24 protein-coding genes and 1 riboswitch are annotated in these 24,451 nt (G+C 69.6%); of the genes, 5 read left to right on the forward strand and 19 right to left on the reverse strand.

What is annotated here, in order from left to right; all coding sequences use genetic code 11:
* Window positions 1–8: 8 nt before the first annotated feature.
* Window positions 9–1,889 (reverse strand): ABC transporter ATP-binding protein, encoded by a 1,881-nt coding sequence (locus tag M3190_RS14150; RefSeq protein ID WP_251583098.1) that lies wholly within the window; start codon window positions 1,887–1,889, stop codon window positions 9–11.
* A gap of 59 nt (window positions 1,890–1,948) precedes the next feature.
* Here M3190_RS14150 and M3190_RS14155 point away from each other — a divergent pair, with 59 nt between their 5' ends.
* Genes M3190_RS14155 through M3190_RS14165 form a run of 3 tightly spaced genes read left to right on the forward strand, consistent with a single transcriptional unit; the run spans window position 1,949 to window position 4,586 of the window.
* Window positions 1,949–2,890 carry an ABC transporter ATP-binding protein gene (locus tag M3190_RS14155; RefSeq protein WP_251583100.1) on the forward strand — a complete coding sequence of 314 codons (942 nt, stop codon included), beginning with the start codon at window positions 1,949–1,951 and terminating at the stop codon, window positions 2,888–2,890.
* Window positions 2,887–3,768: an ABC transporter permease gene (locus M3190_RS14160; protein WP_251583102.1), complete on the forward strand. Its 882-nt coding sequence runs from the start codon at window positions 2,887–2,889 to the stop codon at window positions 3,766–3,768. Before M3190_RS14155 ends, M3190_RS14160 begins: the two co-directional genes overlap by 4 nt.
* On the forward strand, window positions 3,765–4,586 hold the full coding sequence (locus tag M3190_RS14165) for an ABC transporter permease (RefSeq protein WP_251583104.1): 822 nt from the start codon (window positions 3,765–3,767) through the stop codon (window positions 4,584–4,586). Before M3190_RS14160 ends, M3190_RS14165 begins: the two co-directional genes overlap by 4 nt.
* A 2-nt stretch (window positions 4,587–4,588) precedes the next feature.
* On the opposite strand, the gene M3190_RS14170 is transcribed toward M3190_RS14165, so the two are convergent.
* The 8 genes from M3190_RS14170 to M3190_RS14205 all read right to left on the reverse strand — a co-directional run bounded on the left by M3190_RS14170 (window position 4,589) and on the right by M3190_RS14205 (window position 12,398).
* Window positions 4,589–5,581, reverse strand: a complete 993-nt coding sequence (locus M3190_RS14170) for an NADP-dependent oxidoreductase (protein WP_251583106.1) — start codon at window positions 5,579–5,581, stop codon at window positions 4,589–4,591.
* A gap of 125 nt (window positions 5,582–5,706) precedes the next feature.
* Window positions 5,707–7,155, reverse strand: coding sequence for an MFS transporter (locus tag M3190_RS14175; protein ID WP_251583109.1), 1,449 nt, complete (start codon window positions 7,153–7,155; stop codon window positions 5,707–5,709).
* Between the two features lie 170 nt (window positions 7,156–7,325).
* Window positions 7,326–7,673, reverse strand: a complete 348-nt coding sequence (locus tag M3190_RS14180; RefSeq protein WP_251583110.1) for a Fe-S protein — start codon at window positions 7,671–7,673, stop codon at window positions 7,326–7,328.
* A gap of 76 nt (window positions 7,674–7,749) precedes the next feature.
* On the reverse strand, window positions 7,750–8,223 hold the full coding sequence (ribH, locus tag M3190_RS14185) for a 6,7-dimethyl-8-ribityllumazine synthase (protein ID WP_251583111.1): 474 nt from the start codon (window positions 8,221–8,223) through the stop codon (window positions 7,750–7,752).
* Window positions 8,220–9,500: a GTP cyclohydrolase II gene (gene ribA, locus M3190_RS14190; protein WP_251583112.1), complete on the reverse strand. Its 1,281-nt coding sequence runs from the start codon at window positions 9,498–9,500 to the stop codon at window positions 8,220–8,222. The genes ribH and ribA overlap by 4 nt, the downstream gene beginning before the upstream one ends.
* Window positions 9,497–10,144 carry a riboflavin synthase gene (locus M3190_RS14195; protein ID WP_251583113.1) on the reverse strand — a complete coding sequence of 216 codons (648 nt, stop codon included), beginning with the start codon at window positions 10,142–10,144 and terminating at the stop codon, window positions 9,497–9,499. Before M3190_RS14195 ends, ribA begins: the two co-directional genes overlap by 4 nt.
* Window positions 10,144–11,163, reverse strand: a complete 1,020-nt coding sequence (gene ribD, locus M3190_RS14200) for a bifunctional diaminohydroxyphosphoribosylaminopyrimidine deaminase/5-amino-6-(5-phosphoribosylamino)uracil reductase RibD (protein WP_251583114.1) — start codon at window positions 11,161–11,163, stop codon at window positions 10,144–10,146. Before ribD ends, M3190_RS14195 begins: the two co-directional genes overlap by 1 nt.
* Before the next feature lie 67 nt (window positions 11,164–11,230).
* A riboswitch (FMN riboswitch) is annotated at window positions 11,231–11,369 on the reverse strand.
* Window positions 11,370–11,438: 69 nt separating this feature from the next.
* Window positions 11,439–12,398 carry a sugar-binding transcriptional regulator gene (locus M3190_RS14205; RefSeq protein ID WP_251583116.1) on the reverse strand — a complete coding sequence of 320 codons (960 nt, stop codon included), beginning with the start codon at window positions 12,396–12,398 and terminating at the stop codon, window positions 11,439–11,441.
* A 130-nt stretch (window positions 12,399–12,528) separates the two neighbouring features.
* Here M3190_RS14205 and M3190_RS14210 point away from each other — a divergent pair, with 130 nt between their 5' ends.
* Together M3190_RS14210 and glpK are read left to right on the forward strand one after the other, a co-directional pair.
* Complete coding sequence (locus M3190_RS14210; RefSeq protein WP_251583118.1) at window positions 12,529–14,226, forward strand: glycerol-3-phosphate dehydrogenase/oxidase; 1,698 nt, start codon at window positions 12,529–12,531, stop codon at window positions 14,224–14,226.
* A 55-nt stretch (window positions 14,227–14,281) separates the two neighbouring features.
* The gene (gene glpK, locus M3190_RS14215; protein WP_251583120.1) at window positions 14,282–15,814 is read left to right on the forward strand and encodes a glycerol kinase GlpK; all 1,533 of its coding nucleotides are present in this window, start codon (window positions 14,282–14,284) and stop codon (window positions 15,812–15,814) included.
* Between the two features lies 1 nt (window position 15,815).
* On the opposite strand, the gene M3190_RS14220 is transcribed toward glpK, so the two are convergent.
* The 10 genes from M3190_RS14220 to sdhC are packed head-to-tail and all read right to left on the reverse strand — an operon-like array spanning window position 15,816 to window position 24,381.
* Window positions 15,816–16,679 (reverse strand): Fpg/Nei family DNA glycosylase, encoded by an 864-nt coding sequence (locus tag M3190_RS14220; RefSeq protein WP_251583121.1) that lies wholly within the window; start codon window positions 16,677–16,679, stop codon window positions 15,816–15,818.
* 43 nt (window positions 16,680–16,722) lie between these two features.
* The gene (locus M3190_RS14225) at window positions 16,723–17,280 is read right to left on the reverse strand and encodes a GNAT family N-acetyltransferase (RefSeq protein WP_251583122.1); all 558 of its coding nucleotides are present in this window, start codon (window positions 17,278–17,280) and stop codon (window positions 16,723–16,725) included.
* Between the two features lie 34 nt (window positions 17,281–17,314).
* On the reverse strand, window positions 17,315–17,764 hold the full coding sequence (locus M3190_RS14230; RefSeq protein ID WP_251583124.1) for a hypothetical protein: 450 nt from the start codon (window positions 17,762–17,764) through the stop codon (window positions 17,315–17,317).
* Complete coding sequence (gene trpS / locus M3190_RS14235) at window positions 17,757–18,761, reverse strand: tryptophan--tRNA ligase (protein ID WP_308222259.1); 1,005 nt, start codon at window positions 18,759–18,761, stop codon at window positions 17,757–17,759. Before trpS ends, M3190_RS14230 begins: the two co-directional genes overlap by 8 nt.
* Window positions 18,762–18,807: 46 nt before the next feature.
* Window positions 18,808–19,647, reverse strand: coding sequence for an exodeoxyribonuclease III (locus M3190_RS14240; protein ID WP_251583128.1), 840 nt, complete (start codon window positions 19,645–19,647; stop codon window positions 18,808–18,810).
* Complete coding sequence (locus M3190_RS14245; protein WP_251583132.1) at window positions 19,542–20,822, reverse strand: YihY/virulence factor BrkB family protein; 1,281 nt, start codon at window positions 20,820–20,822, stop codon at window positions 19,542–19,544. The genes M3190_RS14240 and M3190_RS14245 overlap by 106 nt, the downstream gene beginning before the upstream one ends.
* A 22-nt stretch (window positions 20,823–20,844) precedes the next feature.
* Complete coding sequence (locus M3190_RS14250; RefSeq protein WP_064001349.1) at window positions 20,845–21,612, reverse strand: succinate dehydrogenase iron-sulfur subunit; 768 nt, start codon at window positions 21,610–21,612, stop codon at window positions 20,845–20,847.
* The gene (sdhA, locus tag M3190_RS14255) at window positions 21,612–23,438 is read right to left on the reverse strand and encodes a succinate dehydrogenase flavoprotein subunit (protein ID WP_251583136.1); all 1,827 of its coding nucleotides are present in this window, start codon (window positions 23,436–23,438) and stop codon (window positions 21,612–21,614) included. The genes M3190_RS14250 and sdhA overlap by 1 nt, the downstream gene beginning before the upstream one ends.
* Window positions 23,439–23,485: 47 nt before the next feature.
* A complete protein-coding gene (sdhD, locus tag M3190_RS14260; protein ID WP_251583142.1) occupies window positions 23,486–23,947 on the reverse strand; it encodes a succinate dehydrogenase, hydrophobic membrane anchor protein in 462 nt (153 codons plus the stop codon).
* On the reverse strand, window positions 23,947–24,381 hold the full coding sequence (gene sdhC / locus M3190_RS14265) for a succinate dehydrogenase, cytochrome b556 subunit (protein ID WP_251583144.1): 435 nt from the start codon (window positions 24,379–24,381) through the stop codon (window positions 23,947–23,949). The genes sdhD and sdhC overlap by 1 nt, the downstream gene beginning before the upstream one ends.
* Window positions 24,382–24,451 lie beyond the last annotated feature (70 nt).

A 24,451-nucleotide genomic window follows, 5' to 3' on the forward strand; every position in this document is an offset into this window, starting at 1 on the left:
GCCTCGCGTCAGACCAGGAGCTGGCGGGCGGCGAGGTCGCGGTAGAGCGGCACGTCGCGGATGAGCTCCTCGTGGGTGCCCTGGCCCACGACACGGCCGTGGTCGAGGACCACGATGAGATCGCTGTCCACGACCGTCGACAGCCGGTGCGCGATGACGACGAGGGTGCGTCCGGCCGCGACGGCGTCGATCGCCTCGCGCATGCGCTGCTCGTTGAGGCCGTCGAGCGATGAGGTGGACTCGTCGAGCAGGAGGATCGGCGGCGCGGCGAGAAGGGCGCGGGCGATCGCGAGGCGCTGGCGTTCGCCGCCGGACAGCATGACGCCCGCCTCGCCGACCGGGGCCCGCAGCCGGAGGGGGGACCGCTCGAGGACGTCCGTCAGGTTGACGGCGGCGAGCACCCGCTCGCAGTCCTCGTCCGACGCGTCCGGTGATGCGAGCCGGAGGTTGTCGGCGATCGTGCCGGCGAGGGTCGGGGCATCCTGCTCGACGTAGCCGAGCCGGGCGCGCAGCGACAGCCGGTCGAGGGCGCGGGCGTCGACACCGTCGATGAGCACGGCGCCGGTGGTCGGATCGTAGAACCGCTCGATGAGGGCGAGGGTGGTCGACTTGCCGGCGCCCGACGGGCCCACCAGCGCAACGCGCGATCCGCGCGGCACGTGGAACGAGACCCCGCGCAGGACCGTGGCCTCGGGCGCGGGCTCGAACTCGGACTCCTCGGGCAGCGGCGCGCGGGCGTCGGCGAGGGTCTTCAGCGCCTCGTCCTGCGCGCTCCGCCGGGCGCGCACCACCGCGTCGGGGTAGGAGAAGTGCACGTCGCGGAACTCGATCGCGGCGGCGGCGTCGCTCTCCGACGCGACGGCGGATGCGGCGATCTCCGCATCCGCCGCGGTCTCGTCCGGCAGGTCCAGGACCTCCTGGATGCGGCCGAGGGCGCCCAGGGCCTGATTGACCGACGTGATCGCGCCGAAGAACGAGGCGAGGGGCTGCACGAGGAAGAAGAGGAACATCACGAAGACGACGAGCTGGGCGATCTCGATCGCGCCCGACGCGACGCGGAATCCGCCGACACCTAGGACGACGAGCAGCGACACCTGCAGTGCGATGCCGGCGACGGGGACGACGACCGCCGACGCCTTCGCGACACTCACGCCGGCGTCGTACGCCTCGCTCGCGGTCGCCGAGATGCTCTCCTGCTCGCGGGCTTCGGCACCCGACGCGCGGATGGTGCGGATCGAGCCGATCGCCCGCTCGACCCCCGAGGCGAGCTCGCCGACCTTCTCCTGCTGCACGGACGTCGCCCGACGGATGCGGCCGCTCAGGACGCCGACCACCGCGGCCGACGCTCCGATGACGACGACGATGAGCAGCAGGAGCACGGGATCGATCACGAGCATCGCGATGATCGCGCCCACGAAGATGAGGGCGTTGCCGATCGAGTCCGCGAAACCCTGCGTGAGGACGGCGTAGAGCAGGGTCGTGTCGGTCCCGACGCGCGAGACCAGATCGCCGGTGCGCCGGGCGTCGTACTCCTGGACCGGCAGGTGGAGGAGCTTCGCGATGAGGCGTCGGCGGCTCGAGTACACGACGGCAGTGCCGGTGCGCTGCAGCAGGTAGTGCTGGAACCCGCCGATCAGCGAGGAGAGGACGACGAGACCCACGAGGACCCAGACCAGGATGCCGAGGGCATCACCGGCCTGCACCCGTCCGATGACATCGCCCACCAGCAGCGGCTGGACGAGCGTGGCGACCGCTTCGAGGACGCTCAGGACGGCGACGACGACGAGGACGCCCTTGTGCTCGAGGAGGAAGGGGAGGAGCTGACGAAGGCTGGCGCGGGGCCCGTCGTCCTTCGCGGGACGACGCAGACCGCGGCGAGGCGTGGACATCCCTCTATCTTCTCCTGCGACGGCTGAGCGGTGTCCGATCTCGTCGGTAGGGTGGTCCGGTGCCAGAACCCGTGATCCGCGCCGACCAGCTCGTGAAGGCCTACAAGAGCAAGGGCAAGCCCGACTTCCTCGCCGTCGACGGTCTCTCCTTCGAGGTCGCCCCGGGTGAGTCGTTCGGCCTGCTCGGTCCCAACGGTGCGGGCAAGTCGACGACGATGAAGATGATCGGCGCCGTGTCCACGCGCACGAGCGGCGATCTCTCCATCCTCGGTCTCGACCCGGACCGCTACGGACCGGAGATCCGCTCGCGACTCGGTGTCGTGCCGCAGCAGGACAACCTCGACGGAGAGCTCAACGCCCGCGAGAACCTCTACATCTACGGGCGGTACTTCGGTCTGCCGGGCAAGGTGTGCGCGCAGAAGGCCGACGAGCTGCTCGCCTTCGCGCAGCTCGAGGACAAGGCGAAGAACAAGGTCGATCAGCTCTCGGGCGGCATGAAGCGCCGCCTGACCATCGCCCGCGGGCTCATCAACGACCCGCGCATCCTCCTCCTCGACGAGCCGACGACGGGCCTCGACCCGCAGGCGCGGCACGTCCTCTGGGACCGACTGTTCCGCCTCAAGGAGCGCGGCACGACACTCGTCCTCACGACGCACTACATGGACGAGGCGGAGCAGCTGTGCGACCGCCTCATCGTCGTCGACAAGGGGCGCATCATGGCCGAGGGGAGCCCCGCCTCCCTCATCCGGGAGCACTCCAGCCGGGAGGTGCTCGAGGTGCGCTTCGGCTCGGATCGCAACGAGCACGTCGCCGCCCAGCTCCAGGGCATCGGCGACCGCGTCGAGGTGCTGCCCGACCGCATCCTCGTCTACGCGCACGACGGCGAGGCCGCACTCGAGCGTGTCACGGCGTCGGGCCTGCAGCCGATGACGAGCCTCGTCCGCCGCTCCAGTCTCGAGGACGTCTTCCTCCGCCTCACCGGACGGTCGCTGATCGAATGAGTGACACGACGCAAGCGGCGCAGCCGACGCTCGACGAGCTGCGCGCCGAGGCGCTGGAATGGGGCCGCAAGCCTCGGCGCCGGGGCAGCTGGTACGTCACCGAGCACATGGTGCGTGCGATGCGCGCGTACGGGTGGACGATCGTCGTCGGCGCGCTCGGGCAGCCGGTCCTCTACCTGCTCGGCCTCGCGGCGGGACTCGCCGCTTTGATCCAGGCGCCGATCACGGACCGCGGTGTGCAGGTCGATTACCTCGTCTTCGTCGCGCCGGCCCTTCTCGTGACCGCCGCGATCTCGGTCGCGTCCGAGGAGATGACCTACCCCGTCATGGCGGGCTTCAAATGGCGCCGCTACTTCTTCGGCTTCAACGCCTCCGCCCTCTCGAGCCCCCAGATCGCGAACGGCGTCATCGTCGGCGCCGCGGCGCGGATGCTCTTCGCCGTCGCGGCCTACTACCTGTTCATCTGGCTCCTCGGCGCCCTCGGTATCGGATGGACGACCGTGCCGAACCCTGAGACGGGGTGGCTCGCGATCCCGGCTGGCCTGCTCGCGGGGCTCGCCTTCGGCATCCCGCTCATGGCGTACGCCGGATCGATCGAGGACGACAAGGGGCAGTTCGCCCTCGTGCAGCGGTTCGTCTTCATGCCGATGTTCCTGTTCTCGGGCACGTTCTATCCGCTCGAGACGCTGCCCGTGTGGCTGCAGTGGATCGGGTGGATCTCGCCGCTGTGGCACGGCGCCGAACTCGGCCGGCTCGCCACCTACGGCGCCGCGGTCCCGCCGCTCATGATCGCGGTCCACCTCGCGTATCTGGTGATCTTCGCCGGGGTCGGATACCTCTGGGGCCGGAAGGTCTTCATCGAGAGGCTCGCGAAGTGAGCGCCGTCGTCGCCGACACCACCGCCCGCCGCGGGGGAGTGCGGGCCCTGTGGGCGGGGAACCCCGGCGCGGTCGTGCAGCGCGGGCTCATCGCCGCCCGCTCGTCGAGCTGGGTCGTCGTCCTCTCGGGCTTCTTCGAGCCGGTCTTCTACCTGCTGTCGATGGGTCTCGGCCTCGGCGCGCTCATCGGCACCGTCCAGACCTCGCAGGGCGTCGACGTCCCCTACGAGGCGTTCATCGCGCCGGCGCTGCTCGCGGTCTCGGCCATGAACGGCGCGATCTACGACTCGACCTGGAACGTCTTCTTCAAGCTCAACTACGGCAAGCTCTACGAGGGGATGCTCGCGACCTCGCTCGGTCCGCTCGATGTGGCCCTCGGCGAGATCCTCTATGCGCTCCTGCGCGGCCTGCTCTACGCGACCGGCTTCATGATCGTCATGCAGATCCTCGGGCTGAACCTCGCCTGGACGGCGATTCTCGCCATCCCCGCGGTGCTCCTCATCGCGTTCGGCTTCGCGAGCCTCGGCATGGCGATCACGAGCTACATGAAGACCTTCCAGCACATGGACTGGATCAACTTCGTCCTTCTGCCGATGTTCCTGTTCTCCGCCACGTTCTACCCGATCACCGTCTACCCCGAGTGGGTGCAGTCGATCGTCATGGCGCTGCCGCTGTGGCACGGCGTCGAGCTCATCCGCGGCCTGACCCTCGGCATCCTGTCGGTCGACATGCTGTGGCACGTCCTCTACTACGCCGTGATGATCGCGGTCGGGTTGGTCTTCACGACGAAGCGTCTGCGAGCCCTGTTCCTCGACTGAGGTCAGCGGCTGGACTCCATGACCTCGCGCGCCTTGCGGATGCGGCGGGGGTTCACGGGATGCGTGGCGAGCACGACCTTGCCGCGGGAATGCAGTTTCTGCAGGTCGTCGTACGCCTCGGCGACGTCGGCGAGCGGATAGAAGCCCGAGACGAGGACGTTCACGGCTCGCTTCTCGGCGAGACCGACGACCTTGCGCAGCTGGTCGGTGCCATGGGCGACGGCGTCCGGCTGGTCCGAGAGGAGGGCGACCTCGCGTTCGCGGCGGTCCGCGCTCGAGCGGAATTTGCCGGCCGGTACCCCCAGCGCCTCCGCGATGTCCTGTCCGTCCTGTCCGAAGTTGTCGATGTACGCGCTCACGCCGTCGGGGGCGAGGGCTCGGATGCGCTCGACGATGCCGTCGCCGTAGCGCACCGGCTTGACACCGAGCTGGCGCAGGTAATCGAAGTTGCGGTCGCCGCACGTGCCGATGACGCGGGCGCCGCGGTGCAGGGCGATCTGCGCTTCCACGCTGCCGACGCCGCCCGCGGCGGCGGAGATGACCACGGTGTCGCCCGCCCCGACCTTGAGTTCGTCGAGGATGTCGAGAGCAGTCGTCCCGGCGAGGTAGAGGCCGCCCGCCGTCTCGAACGTGATGTTCTTGGGCTTCCGTACCAGGCGGTCGACGGAGACCGTCACGTGGCTCGCCTGCGCACCTGCGCGAAGATGACCGACGACGTCGCTGCCGACAGGGAAGCCCGTCGTGTCGGGTCCGGCCGCGATCACCGTGCCGGCGAAGCAGCTGCCCGAGCGGCGGGGGAAGGGGTCGTCCCACTCCTTCTCGGCTCCCGAGCGGACGAAGCCGTCGATGTGGTTGAGACCCATCGTCATCACCTCGACGGTCACCTCGCCCGGGCCGGGCTCAGGAAGAGGCCGGGTGACGAGGTGCAGCACCTCGGGTCCGCCGCTCTCGTCGTACTCGACGACCGATGCTTCTGAGACCTTCTTGATGGCCATCGTCCACTCCTCACGTGCCTGTGGGGCCGACGATAGCCCTGCGGCCGCGGGCAGCGGAGCTCTTGACAGACGGATGCCGCGACCCTCCCGGTGGGGTGGGCCGCGGCATCCGTCGGATCACGAGGTCAGCGTGCGCCGAGCTCCACGTGTCCGATGTTCGTCTCGTACTCGACGTCCTTGGTCTCCTTCGACAGCCAGAGGGCGATGAAGGTCAGGACGGCCGACCCCGAGAGGTAGACGCCGACGAGCCACGGCGATCCGCCGGCGGCGGCCCACAGTGCGGTCGCGACGATCGGGGCGAGCGCCGCGCCGAGGATCGACGACACGTTGTACGAGATCGCCGAGCCGGTGTAGCGGACGTTGGTCGGGAAGAGCTCGGGGAGGAGCGCGCCCATCGGTCCGAAGGTCGCCCCCATGAGCATGAAGCCGAAGATGAGGAAGGCCTGCACGAGCGCGCCGCTGAACTTGGGGTCGAGCTGGGGGAGGAGGAACACGTTGAAGAGCAGGCCGAAGACGGCGATCGCCCCCGTGATCCACAGCAGCAGCCGGCGACGGCCGAGGGTGTCGGCGACGGGTCCCGAGAGCAGGGTGAACACGCCGAAGAACACGACGCCGATGATCTGCATGATGACGAAGTCGGTGTACCCGAATCCGAGCCCGGGCACGTAGGTGGCCGCGTCGAACGCGGTCCCCGTCGCCTCGGCCGCCGCAGCGGCTCCCTCGGTGGTGGCCTTGGTCCCGTAGGCGAGGGTGAAGCTCGTCATCAGGTAGAAGAGCACGTAGGTCGCCAGCATGATGAACGTGCCGAGGATGAGCTGCTTCCAGTGCCGACGGACGACCTCGCCGAGCGGGAACTTGCGGATCGCGCCGGTCTTCTCAGCCTTCGCGAACGTCTCGGACTCCACGAGCTTGAGGCGGACGTACAGGCCGACGATGACCATGACCGCCGAGAACAGGAAGGGCACGCGCCAGCCCCACGCGAGGAACTCCTCGCTGCGCTGCGCGGGGCCGTCGGGGTGCGGCAGCAGGAAGTAGATCACCAGGAACACGGTGTTCGCGATGATGAAGCCGATCGGCGCACCCAGCTGCGGGAACGTGCCGTACCAGGCGCGCTTGCCCTGCGGAGCGTTCTCGGTCGCGACGAGCGCCGCTCCCGACCACTCCCCGCCGAGGGCGAAGCCCTGAGCGAGGCGGAGGACGAGGAGCAGGATCGGGGCGAGCACGCCGACCTGGTCGAAGGTCGGCAGGAGTCCGATGAGGAATGTCGCGACACCCATCGTGAGAAGGGAGCCGACGAGGGTCGCCTTGCGGCCGAACTTGTCGCCGAAGTGGCCGAAGATCACGGCGCCGACGGGACGGGCGACCATGGCGGCGCCGAAGATGCTGAACGAGAGCAGCAGGTTGGTGGTGTCGTTCCCGGCGGGGAAGAACAGGATGGGGAAGACGAGGACGGCGGCGGTCGCGTAGACGTAGAAGTCGTAGAACTCGATCGTCGTGCCGATCAGGCTCGCCGTGATGACGCGGGAGCGGGGATTGGCGGGCGCGGCGGATGCCGCGGGTGCTGCGGATGACATGCGGGGGACCTTCGGAACGAAGCGGTGGGTCCTCATGGGACGCGTCGGCGGCGGACGTCCTCGCAGGGGTGACGCGAGGACATCACAGCACTGGGATCACCGAGGCGTCCACGGAGTCGTCGGCGCCAAACCTCAAGCCTACTCCCGCATGTCCCCGCGAGCGGGGGTCGTCACCAGATGACGGCGAGTCCGGCGTTGAGGAGCGTGAGGATGCCGATGGCCCAGAAGATCCCGGCGGGCACCGAGCCGGACTTCCGCAGGCGTCCCGCGCCGGCACCGAGCAGACCGCCGATGATCACCAGGACGACGAGCTTGATGCCGATCTTCACGTAGTTCAGGTCGTGGTCGAGACCCCACGGCGCTGACAAGGCGAGACCCGCGACGAGCGCGATGCCGAGCCCCCAGTGCATGATGCGCGTGACGCGGCGCTGACCGACGAGCTCGACCACCCATGCTCCGAACAGCGTCGCGAAGCCGACGAGGTGGACGAGGACGACGATGCTGCGCAGGATCTCCATGCCCTCAGGCTAGCTGAAGGTCGGCGCGACGCGCATCCCGCGCCGCCTCACTCGCGACGCGACGCGGGCGCCGGGCTCAGCCGCGGACGTCCCGCAGGACGAGCGCCGTGCGGATGGCGGCATCCGCTGCCTCGGCGCCCTTGTCTTCTTTCGAGCCGTCGAGGCCGGCGCGGTCGAGTCCCTGCTGTTCGTCGTCCAGCGTCAGCACGCCGAATCCGACGGGCTTGCCGGTGTCGAGGGCGACGCGGGTGAGGCCGTCGGTCGCGGCGGACGAGACGAAGTCGAAGTGCGGTGTGCCGCCCCGGATGATGACGCCCAGGGCCACGGCGGCGTCGGCGCCCGCCTCCAGTGCCGCCTTGGCGACGACGGGCAGCTCGAACGAGCCCGGCACCCGGACGAGTCGCCACGACGCGCCGGAGGCGTCGAGCACGCGCTTCGCGCCGGCGATCAGACCGTCCGTGATCACGTCGTGCCACTGACCGGCGACCACCACCACCGACAGGTCGCTCGCGTCGACGATCTCGGTCTTCGGTGCTCCGTGTCCGCTCATGCGGTGTGCTCCTCACTGTGCGCGAGCGCTTCGCGCAGCTCGTCGGCGTCGATGATGTGACCCATGCGGTCGGCCTTCGTCGCCAGGTACTGGTGGTTGTTGGCACCGACGCCGACCAGCAGGGGCACCTGGTCGACGATCTTCAGGCCGAGCGCCGTCAGCTGCGCGACCTTGTCGGTGTTGTTGGTGAGCAGTCGGATCTGCTTGACACCGAGGTCCGACAGGATGCCGGCGGCCGCCGCGTAGTCCCGGGCGTCGGCCGGCAGGCCGAGCGCGAGGTTCGCGTCGACGGTGTCGAGACCGCGCTCCTGAAGGCTGTACGCGCGCAGCTTGTTGATGAGACCGATGCCGCGACCCTCGTGACCGCGCATGTAGATGACGACACCGCCGTCTTGCTCGATCGCGTCGAGAGCCGCGTCGAGCTGCGGCCCGCACTCGCACTTGAGCGAGCCGAACGCCTCGCCCGTCAGGCACTCGGAGTGCACACGCACGAGCGGTGCCTCCTCGGTGAGGTCGCCGGAAACGACCGCGATGTGGTCGGTCCCGGTGATCCGGTCCTTGTACGCGAGGAAGCGGAACTGGCCGTGCGAGGTGGGAACGGTCGCTTCGGCGCGCAGGCTCACGCGGCGCTTGGCGGGGTGGTCGGTGTGGGCCGACGTGCTGTCGCCGTCGGCCGCGTTGAGGTGCGCGATGAGCTGCTCGATCGTGATGACGGGGATGCCTTCGCGCTCGCCCATCTCCATGAGCCCCGGCATCCGCATCATGCTCCCGTCATCGGCGACGACCTCGCCGATGACACCGACCGGCTGGAGGCCGGCGAGCTGCATGAGTTCCACGGCCGCCTCGGTGTGGCCGGCTCGCTCGCGCACGCCGCCGTCGACCGCGCGAAGCGGGAGGACGTGGCCGGGGCGGATGAGCGAAGACGGCACCGAGTCCGGGTCCGCGAGGACGTTGACGGTGCGGGCGCGGTCCGAGGCGCTGATGCCGGTCGTGACACCCTCGGCAGCGTCGACACTCACGGTGTACGCGGTGCTGCGGGCGTCCTGGTTCTGCTCCACCATCGGCGGGAGGTCCAGGCGGTCTGCCCAGTCAGCGGGCATCGGCGCGCAGAGGAATCCGCTGGACCACCGGATGGTCCAGGCGAGCCACTCCGGCGACGCGAGCTCGGCGGAGAGGATGATGTCGCCCTCGTTCTCGCGGCTCTCGTCGTCGGCGACCAGGATCGGTCGGCCTTCCTTGAGGGCTGCCAGGGCGTCGGGGATGGTGGAAAGGCTCATCGGGAGCCTCCTTCTTCTGTGGACGGGATGCCGTCGGGCGAGGCGAATCGGAGCAGGCGCTGCACGTGCCGCGCCAGGATGTCGGTCTCGAGGTTCACCCGGTCGCCCGGAGTGAGGGCGCCGAGGGTGGTGACCTCGAGGGTCTCGGGGATGAGGGAGATCTCGAACCAGTGCGTCGGTGCGTCGGGTTCGGACACCGCGGAGACGGTCAGCGAGACGCCCTGCACGGTGATCGATCCCTTGTCGACGACGAGCGGAGCGAGGTCGGCGGGCAGCGAGACCCGCAGCACGCGCCACTGCGCTCCGGGGCGCACTTCGAGCACCTCACCGGTGCCGTCGACGTGGCCCTGCACGATGTGTCCACCGAGGCGGGTGCGCGCGGCGAGGGCGCGCTCGACGTTCACGCGCGAGTCGATGGCGAGGGTGCCGAGCGTCGACATGTCGAGGGTCTGCTTCATCACGTCCGCCGTGAACCCGTCGCTGGTCTGGTCGGTGACCGTCAGACAGACGCCGCTGATCGAGATCGAGTCGCCGCGCTGCGCGTCCGAGACGGCGAGGGGCGCGCGGACCGAGAGGCGCACGCCGTCACCGGACGGCTCGATCGCGCTGATGACGCCCTGCTCTTCGATGATGCCCGTGAACATCAGTCCTCCTGGGGGGTCAAGGTGACGAGGATGTCGTCGCCGAGTCGGTCGACGCCCATGATGTCGAGGCGCCGCTGCTGGGAGATGGTGGTGACGCCGATGTCGCCGACGGCGACGCGGCCGTCGCCGAGGAGGGTCGGCGCGATGTAGACGAGGAGCTCGTCGACGAGCCCGTGCCGCAGGAAGGATGCCGCCAGGGTCGGACCCCCCTCGACGAACACGCGCTGCGCGCCCAGTTCGCGCAGACGGTCGAGCAGGTCCGGCAGGTCGTCGCCCTCGTCCTGCATGAACGGACGCGGATGCGTCCGCAGGCGCGCCCCCTGCGGGACGGCGCGGACGCCCACGACGACGGGACGGGGCTGGTCCTCGTACAGCTCGCCGTCCTCACGCCGCGCGGTGAGGGCGGGGTCGTCGGCGAGCACCGTGCCCGTGCCGACGACGATGGCGTCCGCGAGCGAGCGCCGACGGTGGACATCGGCGCGCGCGGCGGGTCCGGTGATCCACTGACTGGTGCCGTCGGATGCCGCGGCCCGCCCGTCGAGCGACTGCGCCCACTTCAGCGTCACGTGCGGGCGGCCCAGTCGTTGGACCGTCAGCCACGACGCGATCAGCGCGTCACCGTCCTCGCGGAGCACGCCGCCCTCGACCTCGACGCCCGCCGCACGCAGCCGCTCGGCGCCTCCCGACGAGACGTCGCCCGGGTCGTCCACCGCATACACGACGCGGGCGATGCCCGCCTCGATGAGCGCGACGGCGCACGGCCCGGTGCGGCCGGTGTGGTTGCACGGCTCGAGGGTGACGACGGCGGTCGCGCCGCGGGCGGCATCCGCGTCGATCTTCGACAGCGCGTCGATCTCGGCATGGGGCGTCCCGGCACCGTGGTGCCACCCTTCGGCGAGCACTTCTCCCGTCGGCGACAGGATGACCGCTCCGACCTGCGGATTGAGCCCTCGAGGCCCGCGCCGGGCGAGCGTGAAGGCGTGACGGAGCGCCGTGCGCTCTGCGTCGGTGACACTCATCCGGATCCCTCACGATGGGGTGTTCCGGGGCGCGGGCGCAGGCAGGAGGTGCGGCGTCACCGCATCACCCGTGCTGCCTCCCATCCGGACTAGCGACTCGCATCGCATCACCGTCGGTCCCGGAATCACACCGGATCAGCAGGATCGCAATCCCGCTCGCGGACTGTCACCGCCGGTTCGGATTCTCACCGACCCCGGAGCACGTTTCTTGCTCTCGAAGTGTACTCAACCGCGGTGAGGCCATTTCATTCCCCGTCATCTCTTGACGCGGGTGGTCACTCCGCCAACGCGCGCGCGGTCGCCTCGTCGACGACGAGTTCGGTGACCAGGCGCGCGGCGAGTGCACCGCGCAGGCTGTCGCGCTTGTCGACCCCCGAGACGATGCACACCCTGCTCGGAACCCGTCGCAGGACCTCGAAGCGCGGCCCGGTCGCGCGATCGTTCAGTTCGATGCCGAGGGTGGAGCCGTCGAGCCGGTAGAAGACGGTCGCGACGTCGCCCACGACGCCCTCGCGGTCGAGGGCGGCGAGCTCCTCGGGTTCGAGGTAACCGCCCGAGTAGACGTGGCTGGGCACACGCGAGTCCGCCGCGCCGACGCTGAACACGACGAGGTCCATCGCTGCCTGCATGGTCAGGATGCGGGTCGTGCTCCGCTCCCGCCACATCGCCTGCTTCGTGCGCGGATCGTCGAAGAACGCGGGCACGGGGAACTGCTGCGCGCTGCCCCCGTAGGCCACGGCGAACCGGCTGAGGATGTCGCTCGCATAGAGGAGACCCGTGGTGCGGGTGTTCCCCGACCCGTTCAGCTGCACGAAGGTCGTGCCGTGCACCGCCTTGGGGACGAGCCGACGGCTCACGGCGGCGGTCGTCGACCCCCAGGCGACCCCGACGGTCGTGTCGGCCTCGACGAGGTCGCCCAGCAGGTGTGCGGCGGCCGTGGCGACACGTTCCAGTCGCTCCACCTCGCTCGCGTCGTCGGGGACGGGCACGACGTGCGCGGTGATCCCGTAGCGGTCGGCGAGGTTCTGTTCGAGCAGCTGCGGGGCGGCGAAGGGGGAGCGGATCCGGATGTCGACGATGCCCGTCGCCCGGGCGCGGGACAGGAGCCGGGAGACGGTCGAGCGGCTCGTTCCGAGCTCGCGGGCGATCGCCTCCATCGTGCGGTCCTGGACGTAGTAGAGGTGCGCGGCGGTGAGCGCGCGGCGGACGTCGTCCAGGTCCAGGGTGTCTTCCACGGATCACAGTGTGCACGTATGTGCAACCGGACTGCAATCCCGTCCACGGATGCCATCATGGGTGCCATCGTCACTTCGGTGGCGGTCCGAGGCGGTCGGGGCAGGGCCCCGGAAGAAGTGGGAGTGTGACGTGGACACCGAGATCCGACGGACGACGACGGCGCTGCGGGAGCGGCCGCAGGCAGACGTGCTCATCATCGGTGGGGGCATCAACGGCGTCGCGACCTTCCGCGACCTCGCCCTCCAGGGTGTGGACGTCGCCCTCGTCGAGCGCAGCGACTTCCTCTCCGGTGCGTCGGCCGCGTCCAGCCACATGATCCACGGCGGCATCCGCTATCTCGAGAACGGGGAGTTCCGCCTCGTCCACGAGGCGGTCACCGAGCGCAACGACCTGCTGACCACCGCAGCGCACTACGTGCGACCGCTGCGCACCACCGTGCCGATCTTCTCGACGTTCTCGGGTCTGCTCTCCGCGCCGATGCGCATGCTGCTGCACCGCAAGACGGCGTCCACCGAGCGCGGCGCGCTGCTGATCAAGGTCGGGCTGATCATCTACGACTCCTTCTCGCGCGGCGGCGGTCGCGTTCCCCGGCACACCTTCCACGGCCGGCGTCGCTCGCTGCGGGATCTGCCCGACCTCAACGCCGACGTGAAGTACACGGCGACGTACTGGGATGCGTCCCTCCGCGAGCCGGAGCGGCTCGGCCTCGATCTGGTCCGCGACGGCGTCGCCCTCGGCGGGAGCCGTGCCCGCGCGGCGAACTACACCTCGGCAGCCGGGGTCGACGGCGGCAGGGTCGTCCTGCGCGACGAGGTCACGGGTGAGGAGTTCCCCTTCTCGGCATCCGTCGTCCTCAATGCAGCCGGCCCGTGGACCGACCTCGCCAACCGTGCCCTCGGCGACGCGACGCGGTACATGGGCGGCACGAAGGGGTCGCACATCGTCCTGGACCACCCCGAGCTGATGAAGGCGACCGGCGGCCGTGAGATCTTCTTCGAGCACTCGGACGGGCGCATCGTGCTCATCTACCCGCTGAACGGCCGGGTCCTGGTGGGCACGACGGACCTCGAGCACGACATGTCCGAGCCCGCGGTCTGCACCGAGGAGGAGGTCGACTACTTCCTCGATCTCATCGGCCACGTCTACCCGACGATCCCCGTCGAGCGGTCTCAGATCGTCTACCGCTATTCCGGTGTCCGCCCCCTCCCGGGTCACGGCGACGTGGCGGCCGGCTTCGTCTCGCGGGATTACCGCATCGAGGAGGCGACGCTTCCCGGGTCCGACGGCGTGCCCGTGCTGAGCCTCGTCGGAGGAAAGTGGACCACGTTCCGCGCCGTCGCCGCACGCCTCGCCGACGAGCTCATGACGCGCATCGGCCGCACGCGGGTCCGCTCGACCAAGGGACTGCCGATCGGCGGCGCCGTCGGCTTCCCGCGCACCGACGCCGAGCGCGACGAATGGGTCCACCACCACCTCGCCGACTTCGGACTCGAGCGTGGCACCAGCCTCCTGCACCGGTACGGCACGCACGCGCTCGCCGTCGCGGCGTCGCTCCGCGAGGACGACGAGGATGCGCCCCTCGCCTCGCTGCCCCGCTTCAGCTCGGGTGAGTTCCGCCACATCGCACGCACCGAGTCGGTCGTGCACCTCGACGACATCGTCCTTCGCCGGACCAATGTCGGCTTCCGCGGCGAGGCGACCCCCGAGGTGCTCGACGAGGTGGCCGATGCCATCGCGGATGTGATGGGCTGGGATGCCGCGACGCGGCGCGCCGAGATCGACCGCGCGCTCGCCGCGGTGCACGCCGCCGATCCCGTCGCTGTCTGACGCCGGCATCCCGTCGCCGCCCACCGGCGACGAGTACTCGAAGAGGAGACGAGACGTGACCGAGCACGTGATCGCCATCGACCAGGGCACCACCTCGACGCGGGCCATCGTGTTCGACGGGGAGGGCAACCTCGTCGCCACCGCCCAGCGTGAGCACGAGCAGATCTTCCCGCGCGCGGGACGCGTCGAGCACGACCCCGTCGAGATCTGGACGAACACCGAGTGGGTGCTCGCCAAGGCGCTGGGCCGCGTGGGGCTCTCGGCCGCCGACGTCGCAGCGATCGGTGTCACGAATCAGCGTGAGACGGCGATCGTGTGGGACCGCCGCACCGGTCGGCCGATCCACAACGCGCTCGTCTGGCAGGACACGCGCACTCAGCCCGCGATCGACCGTCTGATCTCCGCGCACGGTGTCGACGCCTTCGCCGACGTGACCGGGCTCCCCCTGGCGTCCTACTTCTCCGCGTCGAAGATCGCCTGGATCCTCGACAACGTCGACGGCGCCCGCGAGGCGGCGCGTCGCGGCGATCTCCTGTTCGGGACGCCCGACACCTGGGTCGTGTGGAACCTCACGGGCGGCAGCGACGGCGGCATCCACATCACCGACGTCACCAACGCGAGCCGGACGCTCCTCATGGATCTGACGACCCTCGACTGGTCCGACGAGATGCTGCAGGTGTGGGACATCCCGCGAGAGATGCTGCCCGAGATCCGGTCGTCCTCCGAGGTGTACGGCGAGGTCGTGCAGCCGCGGGTGGCCCGTGGCATCCGGATCGCCGGCATTCTCGGCGACCAGCAGGCCGCGACCTTCGGCCAGGCGGCTTTCGACGCCGGACAGTCCAAGAACACCTACGGGACCGGCAACTTCCTGCTCGTCGGCACCGGCACGGAGCTGGTGCGATCGGATGCCGGCCTCATCACCACGGTCGCCTACCGCCTGGGCGACGAGCCGCCGCATTACGCCCTCGAGGGGTCGATCGCCGTCACCGGATCGCTCGTCCAGTGGCTGCGCGACAACCTCGGCATCATCTCGGAGTCGACCGAGGTGGAACGCCTCGCCCGCAGTGTCGACGACAACGGCGGCGCGTACTTCGTGCCCGCGTTCTCGGGTCTGTTCGCGCCCTACTGGCGTCCCGACGCCCGCGGCGCGCTGGTCGGCCTCACCCGATACGTGACGAAGGCCCACATCGCGCGGGCTGCGCTCGAGGCGACGGCCTTCCAGACGCGCGACGTCATCGCTGCCGTGGTGTCCGACACGGACCGCGGGCTCGAGGAGCTCCGCGTCGACGGCGGGATGACCCGCAACGACCTGCTCATGCAGTTCCAGGCCGACATCCTCGGCATCCCGGTCGTCCGCCCCAAGGTCGTCGAGACGACGGCGCTCGGAGCCGCCTACGCCGCCGGTCTCGCCGTCGGTGTCTGGTCGGGGCTCGACGCGCTCCGAGGGTACTGGCAGGAGGACCGCCGGTTCGAGCCGCAGATGGACGCCGACGAGCGGGATCGTCGCTGCCGTCTGTGGGCGAAGGCCGTCGAGAAGTCCATGGGATGGGTCGACGACGACGCGCGCGTGCTCGCCGGAACGGTCTGATCTACTTCAGCAGGCGCGACAGTCGGCGGTCGGCGAGGATCTTGCCGCCCGTCTGACACGTGGGGCAGTACTCGAGACTGTTGTCGGCGAAGAACACCGACCGCACCTCATCGCCGCAGACCGGGCATGCCTCTCCCCGCCGGCCGTGGACGGCCATCCCGCGACGCTTCGCATCCTTGAGATCGGCGGGAGGTCTGCCGGATGCCGCGGCGACGGCCTCGGCGAGCGTCTGCTGCATGGCGGCGTAGAGCCGATCGATCTCGGCATCCGTCAGCGTGGCGGCCAGGGCGTAGGGCGACATCTTCGCCGCGTGCAGGATCTCGTCGGAATACGCGTTGCCGATGCCGGCGATGATCGACTGGTCGCGAAGCACCCCCTTGATCTGCGTCCGCCGTCCGGCGAGGAGTCCCGCGAGGGTGTCGCGCGTGAAGGACGGGTCGAGGGGGTCGGGACCGAGTCGGGCGATCCCGGGGACATCGGCGGGGGATCGGGCTGCGTAGTACGCGAGGGACTTCTTGGTGCCGGCCTCGGTGAGGTCGAACCCCGACCCGTCGTCGAACCCGACCCGCAGCGCGATGGGTGTCTTTCCCGGACGGATGACGGTCGCCGGGAGCTGGTCGTACCACCGCAACCAGCCGGCCTTGGCGAGGTGGAAGACGAGGTGGGCACCGGCATCCGTCTCGAGGTCGACGAACTTCCCGTGCCGCTGGGCGCCGGTCACCGTCGCGCCCTTCATCGCGTCGATCGGGGGATCGTAGGTCTTCAGGGCGGCGATGTTCGCGACGGAGACCTTCGTGACGGTCAGTCCGGTCGCGCGCTCGCGCAGGAAGTCGACCAGTCCTTGCACCTCGGGCATCTCCGGCATGCCGTCATCCTGCCACTCGCATCGGACGGTGATGAGGGGGTTGTCAGATCACCGGCCAGCGCACCGGGGTGCGGTCGTCGTCGGGGAGGAGCGCCGCGATCCATCCGTCGTAGCGCCCGCGGGGGTCGCTGAGGCCCTGCCGCAGGATCCCCTCGTACCGGAAGCCGAGCTTCTGCGCGACACGTGCCGAGGCGCCGTTGCCGACGATCGCTCGCCACTGGATGCGGGCGAGGGCGAGCGGTTCCGCGAAGCCGAAGTCGACGACGGCGGTCGCGGCCTCGGTGAGGTAGCCGTGGCCACGGGCCGCGGCATCCATCCAGAACCCGATCTCGGCGGAGCCCTGCTTCTCGACCCGATGCAGCCCGATCATGCCGATCCAGCGACCCTCGCGGCGCACCGCCCAGGTGAGCTCGCTCTCCTCGTCCCACCAGGAGGCGGCCTTGTCGATGAACTCCTCCGCGTGCCGTCGCTCGTAGGGAGAGGGCAGGGTGGTCCAGCGCGGCACCTCGGGGTCCTGTGCGGCGGTCGTGATGGCATCGATGTCGGCCGCCGTCGGCATCGACAGTTCGAGTCGCTCCGTCCGCAGGGTCACCGGTTCCACCCTCCGACCCTATCCGCGTGTCCGCAGCGCCGCGTCAGGCGTCCGGATGCTGCTGGATCCAGACCGCCATGGCGGCGAGGTTCGCGAGCGGAGCCATGGCGCCGATGACGGGCGCGTCGAAGACCATCGATTCGACGCCCGCTTCGGCGTACGAGGCGACCCAGCCGGCCGCGTCGGGGAGGGGGACGGCGAGCACGCGGCCGCGCTCCTCGACGGGGATGCCGAAGCCCGCCGCCGCATCCTGCGCACGCTGCGCCGTCGAGAACGCGAAGATCGCGGGGCCCTGCTCGGTCGTGGCGGCGAAGGGAGTCGGGGCATCGTCCGTGCCTCGGGCGATGAACAGCCACTTCTCGAGCGCGAACACCGCCCGCCAGAGGCGCTCCTGGGCGGCGCGGTCGTCGGGCGCCGCCATGGAAGGGCCGGCGGCCGCGTCGATCGCGGCGACCAGCTCGGGGGCGGGGTCGAGGCGCGGCTCGTCAGACACGTCGCAGCAGCCCGAGCTTGTCGTAGACGTCGGTCAGGGTGCGGTCGGCGACCTCGTCGGCGCGCGCGGCGTTCGCGGCGAGCACGCGGTCGAGCTCGGCCGGGTCGTCCAGCAGCTCGAGGGCGCGTTCGCGCACCGGACCGAACTCCGCCACCACGACCTCGGCGAGACCCTTCTTGAAGTCGCCGTATCCGCGGCCGGCGTACTCGTCCTCGATGGAGGGGATCTGCCGCCCGCTCAGCGCGGCGTAGATCACGAGCAGGTTGGAGACCCCGGGCTTGGCCTCGCGGTCGTAGCGCACGACGCCCTCCGAGTCGGTGACGGCGCGCATGACCTTCTTCGCGGACTTCGCCGGATCGTCGAGCAGCCACAGCACACCGGCATCCGACTCGGCGGACTTCGACATCTTCGCCGTCGGGTTCTGGAGGTCGTAGATGCGCGCCGTGTCCTTCTGGATCACGGGCATCGGCACGCGGAACGCCTCGCCGTAGCGGCCGTTGAACCGCTCCGCGAGCGTGCGCGTCAGCTCGACGTGCTGCTTCTGGTCGTCGCCCACGGGCACGATGTCGGTCTGATAGAGCAGGATGTCGGCGGCCATGAGGATCGGATAGGTGAACAGGCCGACGTTCGTGGCGTCGGTGCCGTAGCGTGCCGACTTGTCCTTGAACTGGGTCATCCGGTTCGCCTCGCCGAAGCCCGTCACGGTCGAGAGCACCCAGGCGAGCTCGGCGTGCGCACGTACGTGCGACTGCACGTACAGTGTCGACTTCGACGGCTCGATGCCCGCAGCGATGTACTGCGCCGCGGTGCGCCGGGTCTTCTCGCGCAGCTCGGCGGGGTCGTTCGGCTGGGTGAGCGCATGGAGGTCGACGACGGAGAAGAACGCGTCGTAAGCCTCCTGCAGGTCCCGCCACTGCATGAGAGCCCCGATGTAGTTGCCGATCTGGAGAGAGTCGGCGGAGGGCTGCATTCCGGAGTACAGGCGGGGTTTGCTCACCCTACGATCCTAGGCGCGAACGGATGCCGCGCCCCCGCGGCCCGGCTCAGCCGCCCAGCGTGTAGTCGGCCACGACCGGCGCGTGGTCGCTCCAGCGCGTGTCCCAGGAGGGTGCCCGCACCACGCGATAGTCGGTCGCTCGCGTCGCGAGCTCGGCGGTCGCGAGGTGGTAGTCGATGCGCCAGCCGGTGTCGTTGTCGAACGCCTTCCCGCGGTTCGACCACCACGTGTACGGCCCGTCCACCTCGCCGGCGAACGAGCGCCCCACGTCGACCCAGCCGAGCCCACGACCGCTCTCGCCGTCGACCGTCGTCACCGTCTCGCCCGCGGGCGCAGTGAAGCGGTCGAAGTAGGCGCGCTCGCGCGGCAGGAAGCCGGCCTTCTTGACGTTGCCCTTCCAGTTGCGGATGTCGAACTCGCGGTGACCGACGTTGAGGTCGCCCGTGATGAGGGCGAGGTCGCCGAGGTGCGGCATCCGCTCTTCCATCGCGTCGAGGAACGCGTACTTGGCGTCCTGCTTCTCGGTGCCGGCCTCGCCGGTGAACACATAGGCGCTGACGACGGTGAGGGTCTCGCCCTCGACCTCGACGTCCGCCTCGACCCATCGTCCCTTCGAGTCGAGCGTCTCGTCGCCCAGCTCGATGCGCCACACGTCCAGCGGCTCACGGGCGGCGATGGCGACACCTGCGCGCCCCTTCGCGAGGGCCTCGTCGTTCACGATGTGCCAGCCGGGCAGGGCCGCGGTGAGATCGGATGCCTCGGCTCGCACCTCCTGCAGGGTCAGGAGGTCGACGCCCGCCGTCTCGAGCCAGGCGTGCATGCCCTTCCGGGCGGCGGCGCGGATGCCGTTGACGTTGACGGAGGCGATGCGGACGGTTCGAGGCACGCCTGCCAGCCTATGCGGGCCCGCCGACACCGGTCGTGCCGCGAGTCCGCTCGAGCAGCTCCTCCGCGCGGCGCAGGTCTCGGCGTGCCGCCGGCCGCTGCCACCATCGGGCCTCCGCGAGAGCGGCACGCGCCTCGCGCACCGCCGGCCTCGGCGACCAGGCGCAGCGCCTCCCGCTCGGCCGCGCGCCGCTCCTGCGCCGTCAGGGGTGCGAGAGGGATGTCGGCGTCTCGCGCGGCGACACCGATCCAGGATGCCGCGACGAGCATGACGATGCCCGCCAGACGCAACCACAGAAGCAGACCGATGACGACGGAGAAGGTGGCGAGGAGGGGATTGGTGGGGGAGTAGGCGGCCAGGAAGCCGAATCCGAGCTGGAGCAGGGCGAGCGCCGCACCGCCGGCCGTCGCGCCGGGGATGATCGACCGCCACGGAAGGGACGTTCCGGTGAGGAACCGGATGAGCAAGGTCAGGGCGGCGGCGTTCAGCACGACGCTCACGACCACCGAGCCGATGCGGCTCGCGAGTTGCGCGGCGGAGGAGGGCACGTCGACCTCGAACCAGGCCAGCACCTGGGTCAGGACGCCGCCCGCGATCAGTCCCAGACCGGCGCCGAGGACGAGGGCCGCACCGAACAGGATCGCCGCGACGAGGTCTCCGAGCTTGAGCAGGAAGAAGCTGCGGGCGTCGAACGGCAGCCCGAAGATGTCGCGCACAGCCCGCCGGGTGAAGGTGACGAAGCCGATGGCGGTCCAGACGGCGACGGCGAGGGCGATCGATCCGGTCACGGCGAGCAGGCTGCCGCTGTCGCGCGCGATCGACGCCACGTCGTCGGGATCCACAGGCCCCGCGTCGCCGATGAACCCCGGGATGTAGGAGTCGACCACGCGGATCAGCCCGTCGATCGCTGCCTGCGAGCCACCGAGCCACAGCCCGACCACCGCGAAGGCGGCGTAGAGGGTCGCGAAGAGCGCGAACAGGGACTGATAGCTGATGGATGCCGCCAGCAGGAACCCGTTCCGACGCAGGAAGTGCCGCCACACCCGCACCGGGAACGACGCGACCGTCGCCCGGGTGAGCTGGGTGGCCCGCTCGATGGGCTGGTCGAGGCGCTCACGCAGACGAGACGCCTCCCACCGCTCGCGCAGGGGAGGCGTCGTGTCGTCCGAGGTCACGCCTCGAGGCTATCGGGCGGGATCAGCCGCGCAGGACCGCCTGCTTGACCTCGGCGATGGCCTTCGTGATCTCGATGCCGCGGGGGCACGCCTCGGTGCAGTTGAAGGTCGTGCGGCAGCGCCACACGCCCTCCTTGTCGTTGAGGATGTCGAGACGCACGTCGCCGGCGTCGTCGCGCGAGTCGAAGATGAAGCGGTGCGCGTTCACGATCGCCGCGGGACCGAAGTACTGGCCGTCGGTCCAGAAGACGGGGCACGACGAGGTGCATGCGGCGCAGAGGATGCACTTGGTGGTGTCGTCGTAGACGGCGCGGTCCTTGATGGACTGGATGCGCTCCTTGCCGGGCTCCGGCGCGGTGTTCGCCTGCAGGAAGGGCTGCACGTCGCGGAAGGACTCGAAGAACGGGTCCATGTCGACGATGAGGTCCTTCTCCAGCGGCAGGCCCTTGATCGCCTCGACGTAGATCGGCTTCGAGATGTCGAGGTCCTTGATCAGCGTCTTGCAGGCGAGGCGGTTGCGGCCGTTGATGCGCATCGCGTCCGAGCCGCAGATGCCGTGGGCGCACGAGCGGCGGAAGCTGAGCGTGCCGTCGACGTCCCACTTGATGCGGTGCAGCGCGTCGAGCACACGGTCGGTCGGGTACATCTCGACGTCGTAGTCGACCCAGCGCGGCTCGGCGTCGACCTCGGGGTCGAAGCGCCGGATGATGAAGGTGACCAGGTACGACTGGATGCCGGAGTCCGTGGACTCCTGCGTACCGGTCGGAGCGTCGGAATCGACGATGGTCATCAGTACTTCCTCTCCATCGGCGGGTAGTTGTACTCGCCCTGCTCGTTCTTCGTGAACACGACCGGCTTCCAATCCAGGCGGATGTGGTCCTCGGGGTTCGCGGAGTGCGGGTCACCCGTGAGGTAGGCCATCGTGTGCTGCATGTACTTGTCGTCGTTGCGGTCGGGGTAGTCCTCGCGCATGTGACCACCGCGGCTCTCGCGCCGATTGCGCGCTGCGTAGGCGACGATCTCGGCGATGTCGAGCAGGAAGCCCAGCTCGACGGCTTCGAGCAGGTCGGTGTTGTACCGCTTACCCTTGTCGTCGACGTGGACGTTCTTGTACCGCTCGCGCAGATCGTTGATGGTGCCCATGACGTTGGTGAGGGTCTCCTCGGTGCGGAACACCTGGGCGTTCGCGTCCATCTCCTCCTGCAGCTTCTTGCGGAGGGTCGAGATGCGCTCGGTGCCGGCGTTGTTCCGCAGGCCCTCGATCATCTCGCGGACCTCCTTCGCGGGGTCCTCGGGGAGCGGCATGAACTCGGCGGTCTGGACGTACTCGACCGCGTTCTGGCCCGAGCGCTTGCCGAAGACGTTGATGTCCAGCAGCGAGTTGGTGCCGAGGCGGTTCGCGCCGTGCACCGACACGCACGCGCACTCGCCGGCGGCGTAGAGACCGGGGACGATGGTGTCGTTGTCGGCGAGGACTTCACCCTTGGTGTTGGTCGGGATGCCGCCCATCGCGTAGTGGGCCGTCGGCATGACCGGAACGGGCTCGACGACCGGGTCGACACCGAGATAGGTGCGGGCGAACTCGGTGATGTCGGGGAGCTTGGTCTCGAGGACCTCCGCGCCGAGGTGCGTGCAGTCGAGGTAGACGTAGTCCTTGTTCGGACCGGCGCCGCGGCCCTCGAGGACCTCCTTGACCATGCATCGCGCGACGATGTCGCGGGGGGCGAGGTCCTTGATGGTCGGGGCGTAGCGCTCCATGAACCGCTCGCCCGAGGCGTTGCGGAGGATCGCGCCCTCACCGCGCGCACCCTCGGTCAGGAGGATGCCGAGGCCGGCGAGGCCGGTCGGGTGGAACTGGAAGAATTCGATGTCCTCGAGCGGCAAGCCCTTGCGCCACACGATGCCGACGCCGTCACCCGTGAGGGTGTGCGCGTTCGAGGTGGTCTTGAAGATCTTGCCGAAGCCGCCCGTCGCGAAGATGACGGCCTTCGCGTGGAAGACGTGGAGGTCGCCGGTGGCGAGCTCGTAGGCGACGACGCCGGCGATGCCGGTGCGACCCAGGGCATCCTTCACCGTGATGAGGTCGAGCGCGTAGAACTCGTTGAAGAAGTTGATGCCGAGCTTGACGCAGTTCTGGAACAGCGTCTGCAGGATCATGTGGCCGGTGCGGTCGGCGGCGTAGCACGCACGACGCACCGGGTTCTTGCCGTGCTCGGCGGTGTGACCGCCGAAACGACGCTGATCGATTTTGCCGTCGGGCGTGCGGTTGAAGGGCAGGCCCATGTTCTCGAGGTCGATGACCGCGTCGATGGCCTCCTTCGCGAGGATCTCCGCCGCGTCCTGGTCGACCAGGTAGTCGCCGCCCTTGACGGTGTCGAAGGTGTGCCACTCCCAGGAGTCCTCTTCGACGTTCGCGAGAGCCGCGGCCATACCGCCCTGCGCGGCGCCGGTGTGGCTGCGCGTCGGGTAGAGCTTCGTGATGACGGCGGTCTTGGCCCCGGGACCCGCCTCGATCGCGGCGCGCATGCCCGCGCCGCCGGCGCCGACGATGACGACATCGAACTGGTGGTAGTGGACGCCGTCCTTGACGACGGAGTCCGCGGTCTGAGTGCTCACGTGACGATTGCCTCTGTTCTATCCGTATGCGTGCCGGTCGGACCGGCTCAGCCCTGTGCCTTGCAGACCTCTGCGACGATGCTGCCGTCGAGGTTCGGGATGCAGGGGTCGAAGGTGAAGACGACGAGGGTGCCGAGCAGGATCATGAATCCGGCCACCACCCACAGGCTCGTGACGAGCACCTTCCGCACCTTCGCGTTGGTGACGTAGTCGTTGACGATCGTGCGCATGCCGTTGGTGCCGTGGATGAAGGCGAGCCACAGCATCAGCACGTCCCACACCTGCCAGAACGGGCTGGCGAACTTGCCGGCGACGAACGCGAAGTCGAGGGCCGAGATGCCCTCGCCGACCATCAGGTTGACGAAGAGGTGACCGAAGATGAGGACGATCAGCAGCACGCCCGAGACGCGCATGAAGACCCAGCCCCACTTCTCGAGGTTCGGTCCCTTCTTGCGGACGGCGGCCTTGCCCTGCGGGGTGCGCGGAGGGACGAGGGTATCGGCGGTCATCAGTGCTCGCCTCCCATGTGCGAGAAGACGTTCGGAAGGTGGCGTGCGGCGAAGCCGACGAGCGTGACCGCCCAGACGGCCAGGACGCCCCACCAGAGCTGACGCTGGTGACGCGTCGCCCACGGCCACAGGTCGACCGCGATGATGCGGAGCCCGTTGAACGCGTGGTACACGATCGCCGCGACGAGGGCGACCTCGCCGAGACCCATGATCGGATTCTTGTACGTGCCGATGACCGCGTCGTATGCGTCGGGGGAGACCCGGATGAGGGCCGTGTCGAGCACATGCACGAGCAGGAAGAAGAAGATGGCGATGCCGGTGATCCGGTGCAGCACCCACGACCACATGCCCTCGTTGCCGCGGTACAGCGTGCCGCGCGGGGTCTTGGACGTGGTCTCAGCTACCGACGGCGTGACGCGTGCTGGTGCAGACACGGTCGTCCTCCCTTGGGTGAGATGGGTCGCGCTGCGCGGCGAGGTCACGGCATCCCCAGGGAATGTCGCC

This window comes from Microbacterium oleivorans (assembly GCF_023715745.1).
In the GTDB taxonomy this organism is placed as follows: Bacteria; Actinomycetota; Actinomycetes; order Actinomycetales; family Microbacteriaceae; genus Microbacterium; species Microbacterium oleivorans_D.

Bases quoted from the DNA above. Each gene is read 5' to 3' on its own strand.
- M3190_RS14150 (WP_251583098.1), bottom strand. From the start codon at position 1,889: ATGTCCACGCCTCGCCGCGGTCTGCGTCGTCCCGCGAAGGACGACGGG.
- M3190_RS14160 (WP_251583102.1), top strand. From the start codon at position 2,887: ATGAGTGACACGACGCAAGCGGCGCAGCCGACGCTCGACGAGCTGCGC.
- M3190_RS14170 (WP_251583106.1), bottom strand. From the start codon at position 5,581: ATGGCCATCAAGAAGGTCTCAGAAGCATCGGTCGTCGAGTACGACGAG.
- M3190_RS14175 (WP_251583109.1), bottom strand. From the start codon at position 7,155: ATGTCATCCGCAGCACCCGCGGCATCCGCCGCGCCCGCCAATCCCCGC.
- M3190_RS14180 (WP_251583110.1), bottom strand. From the start codon at position 7,673: ATGGAGATCCTGCGCAGCATCGTCGTCCTCGTCCACCTCGTCGGCTTC.
- ribH (WP_251583111.1), bottom strand. From the start codon at position 8,223: ATGAGCGGACACGGAGCACCGAAGACCGAGATCGTCGACGCGAGCGAC.
- ribA (WP_251583112.1), bottom strand. From the start codon at position 9,500: ATGAGCCTTTCCACCATCCCCGACGCCCTGGCAGCCCTCAAGGAAGGC.
- M3190_RS14195 (WP_251583113.1), bottom strand. From the start codon at position 10,144: ATGTTCACGGGCATCATCGAAGAGCAGGGCGTCATCAGCGCGATCGAG.
- ribD (WP_251583114.1), bottom strand. From the start codon at position 11,163: ATGAGTGTCACCGACGCAGAGCGCACGGCGCTCCGTCACGCCTTCACG.
- M3190_RS14220 (WP_251583121.1), bottom strand. From the start codon at position 16,679: ATGCCGGAGATGCCCGAGGTGCAAGGACTGGTCGACTTCCTGCGCGAG.
- M3190_RS14250 (WP_064001349.1), bottom strand. From the start codon at position 21,612: ATGACCATCGTCGATTCCGACGCTCCGACCGGTACGCAGGAGTCCACG.
- sdhD (WP_251583142.1), bottom strand. From the start codon at position 23,947: ATGACCGCCGATACCCTCGTCCCTCCGCGCACCCCGCAGGGCAAGGCC.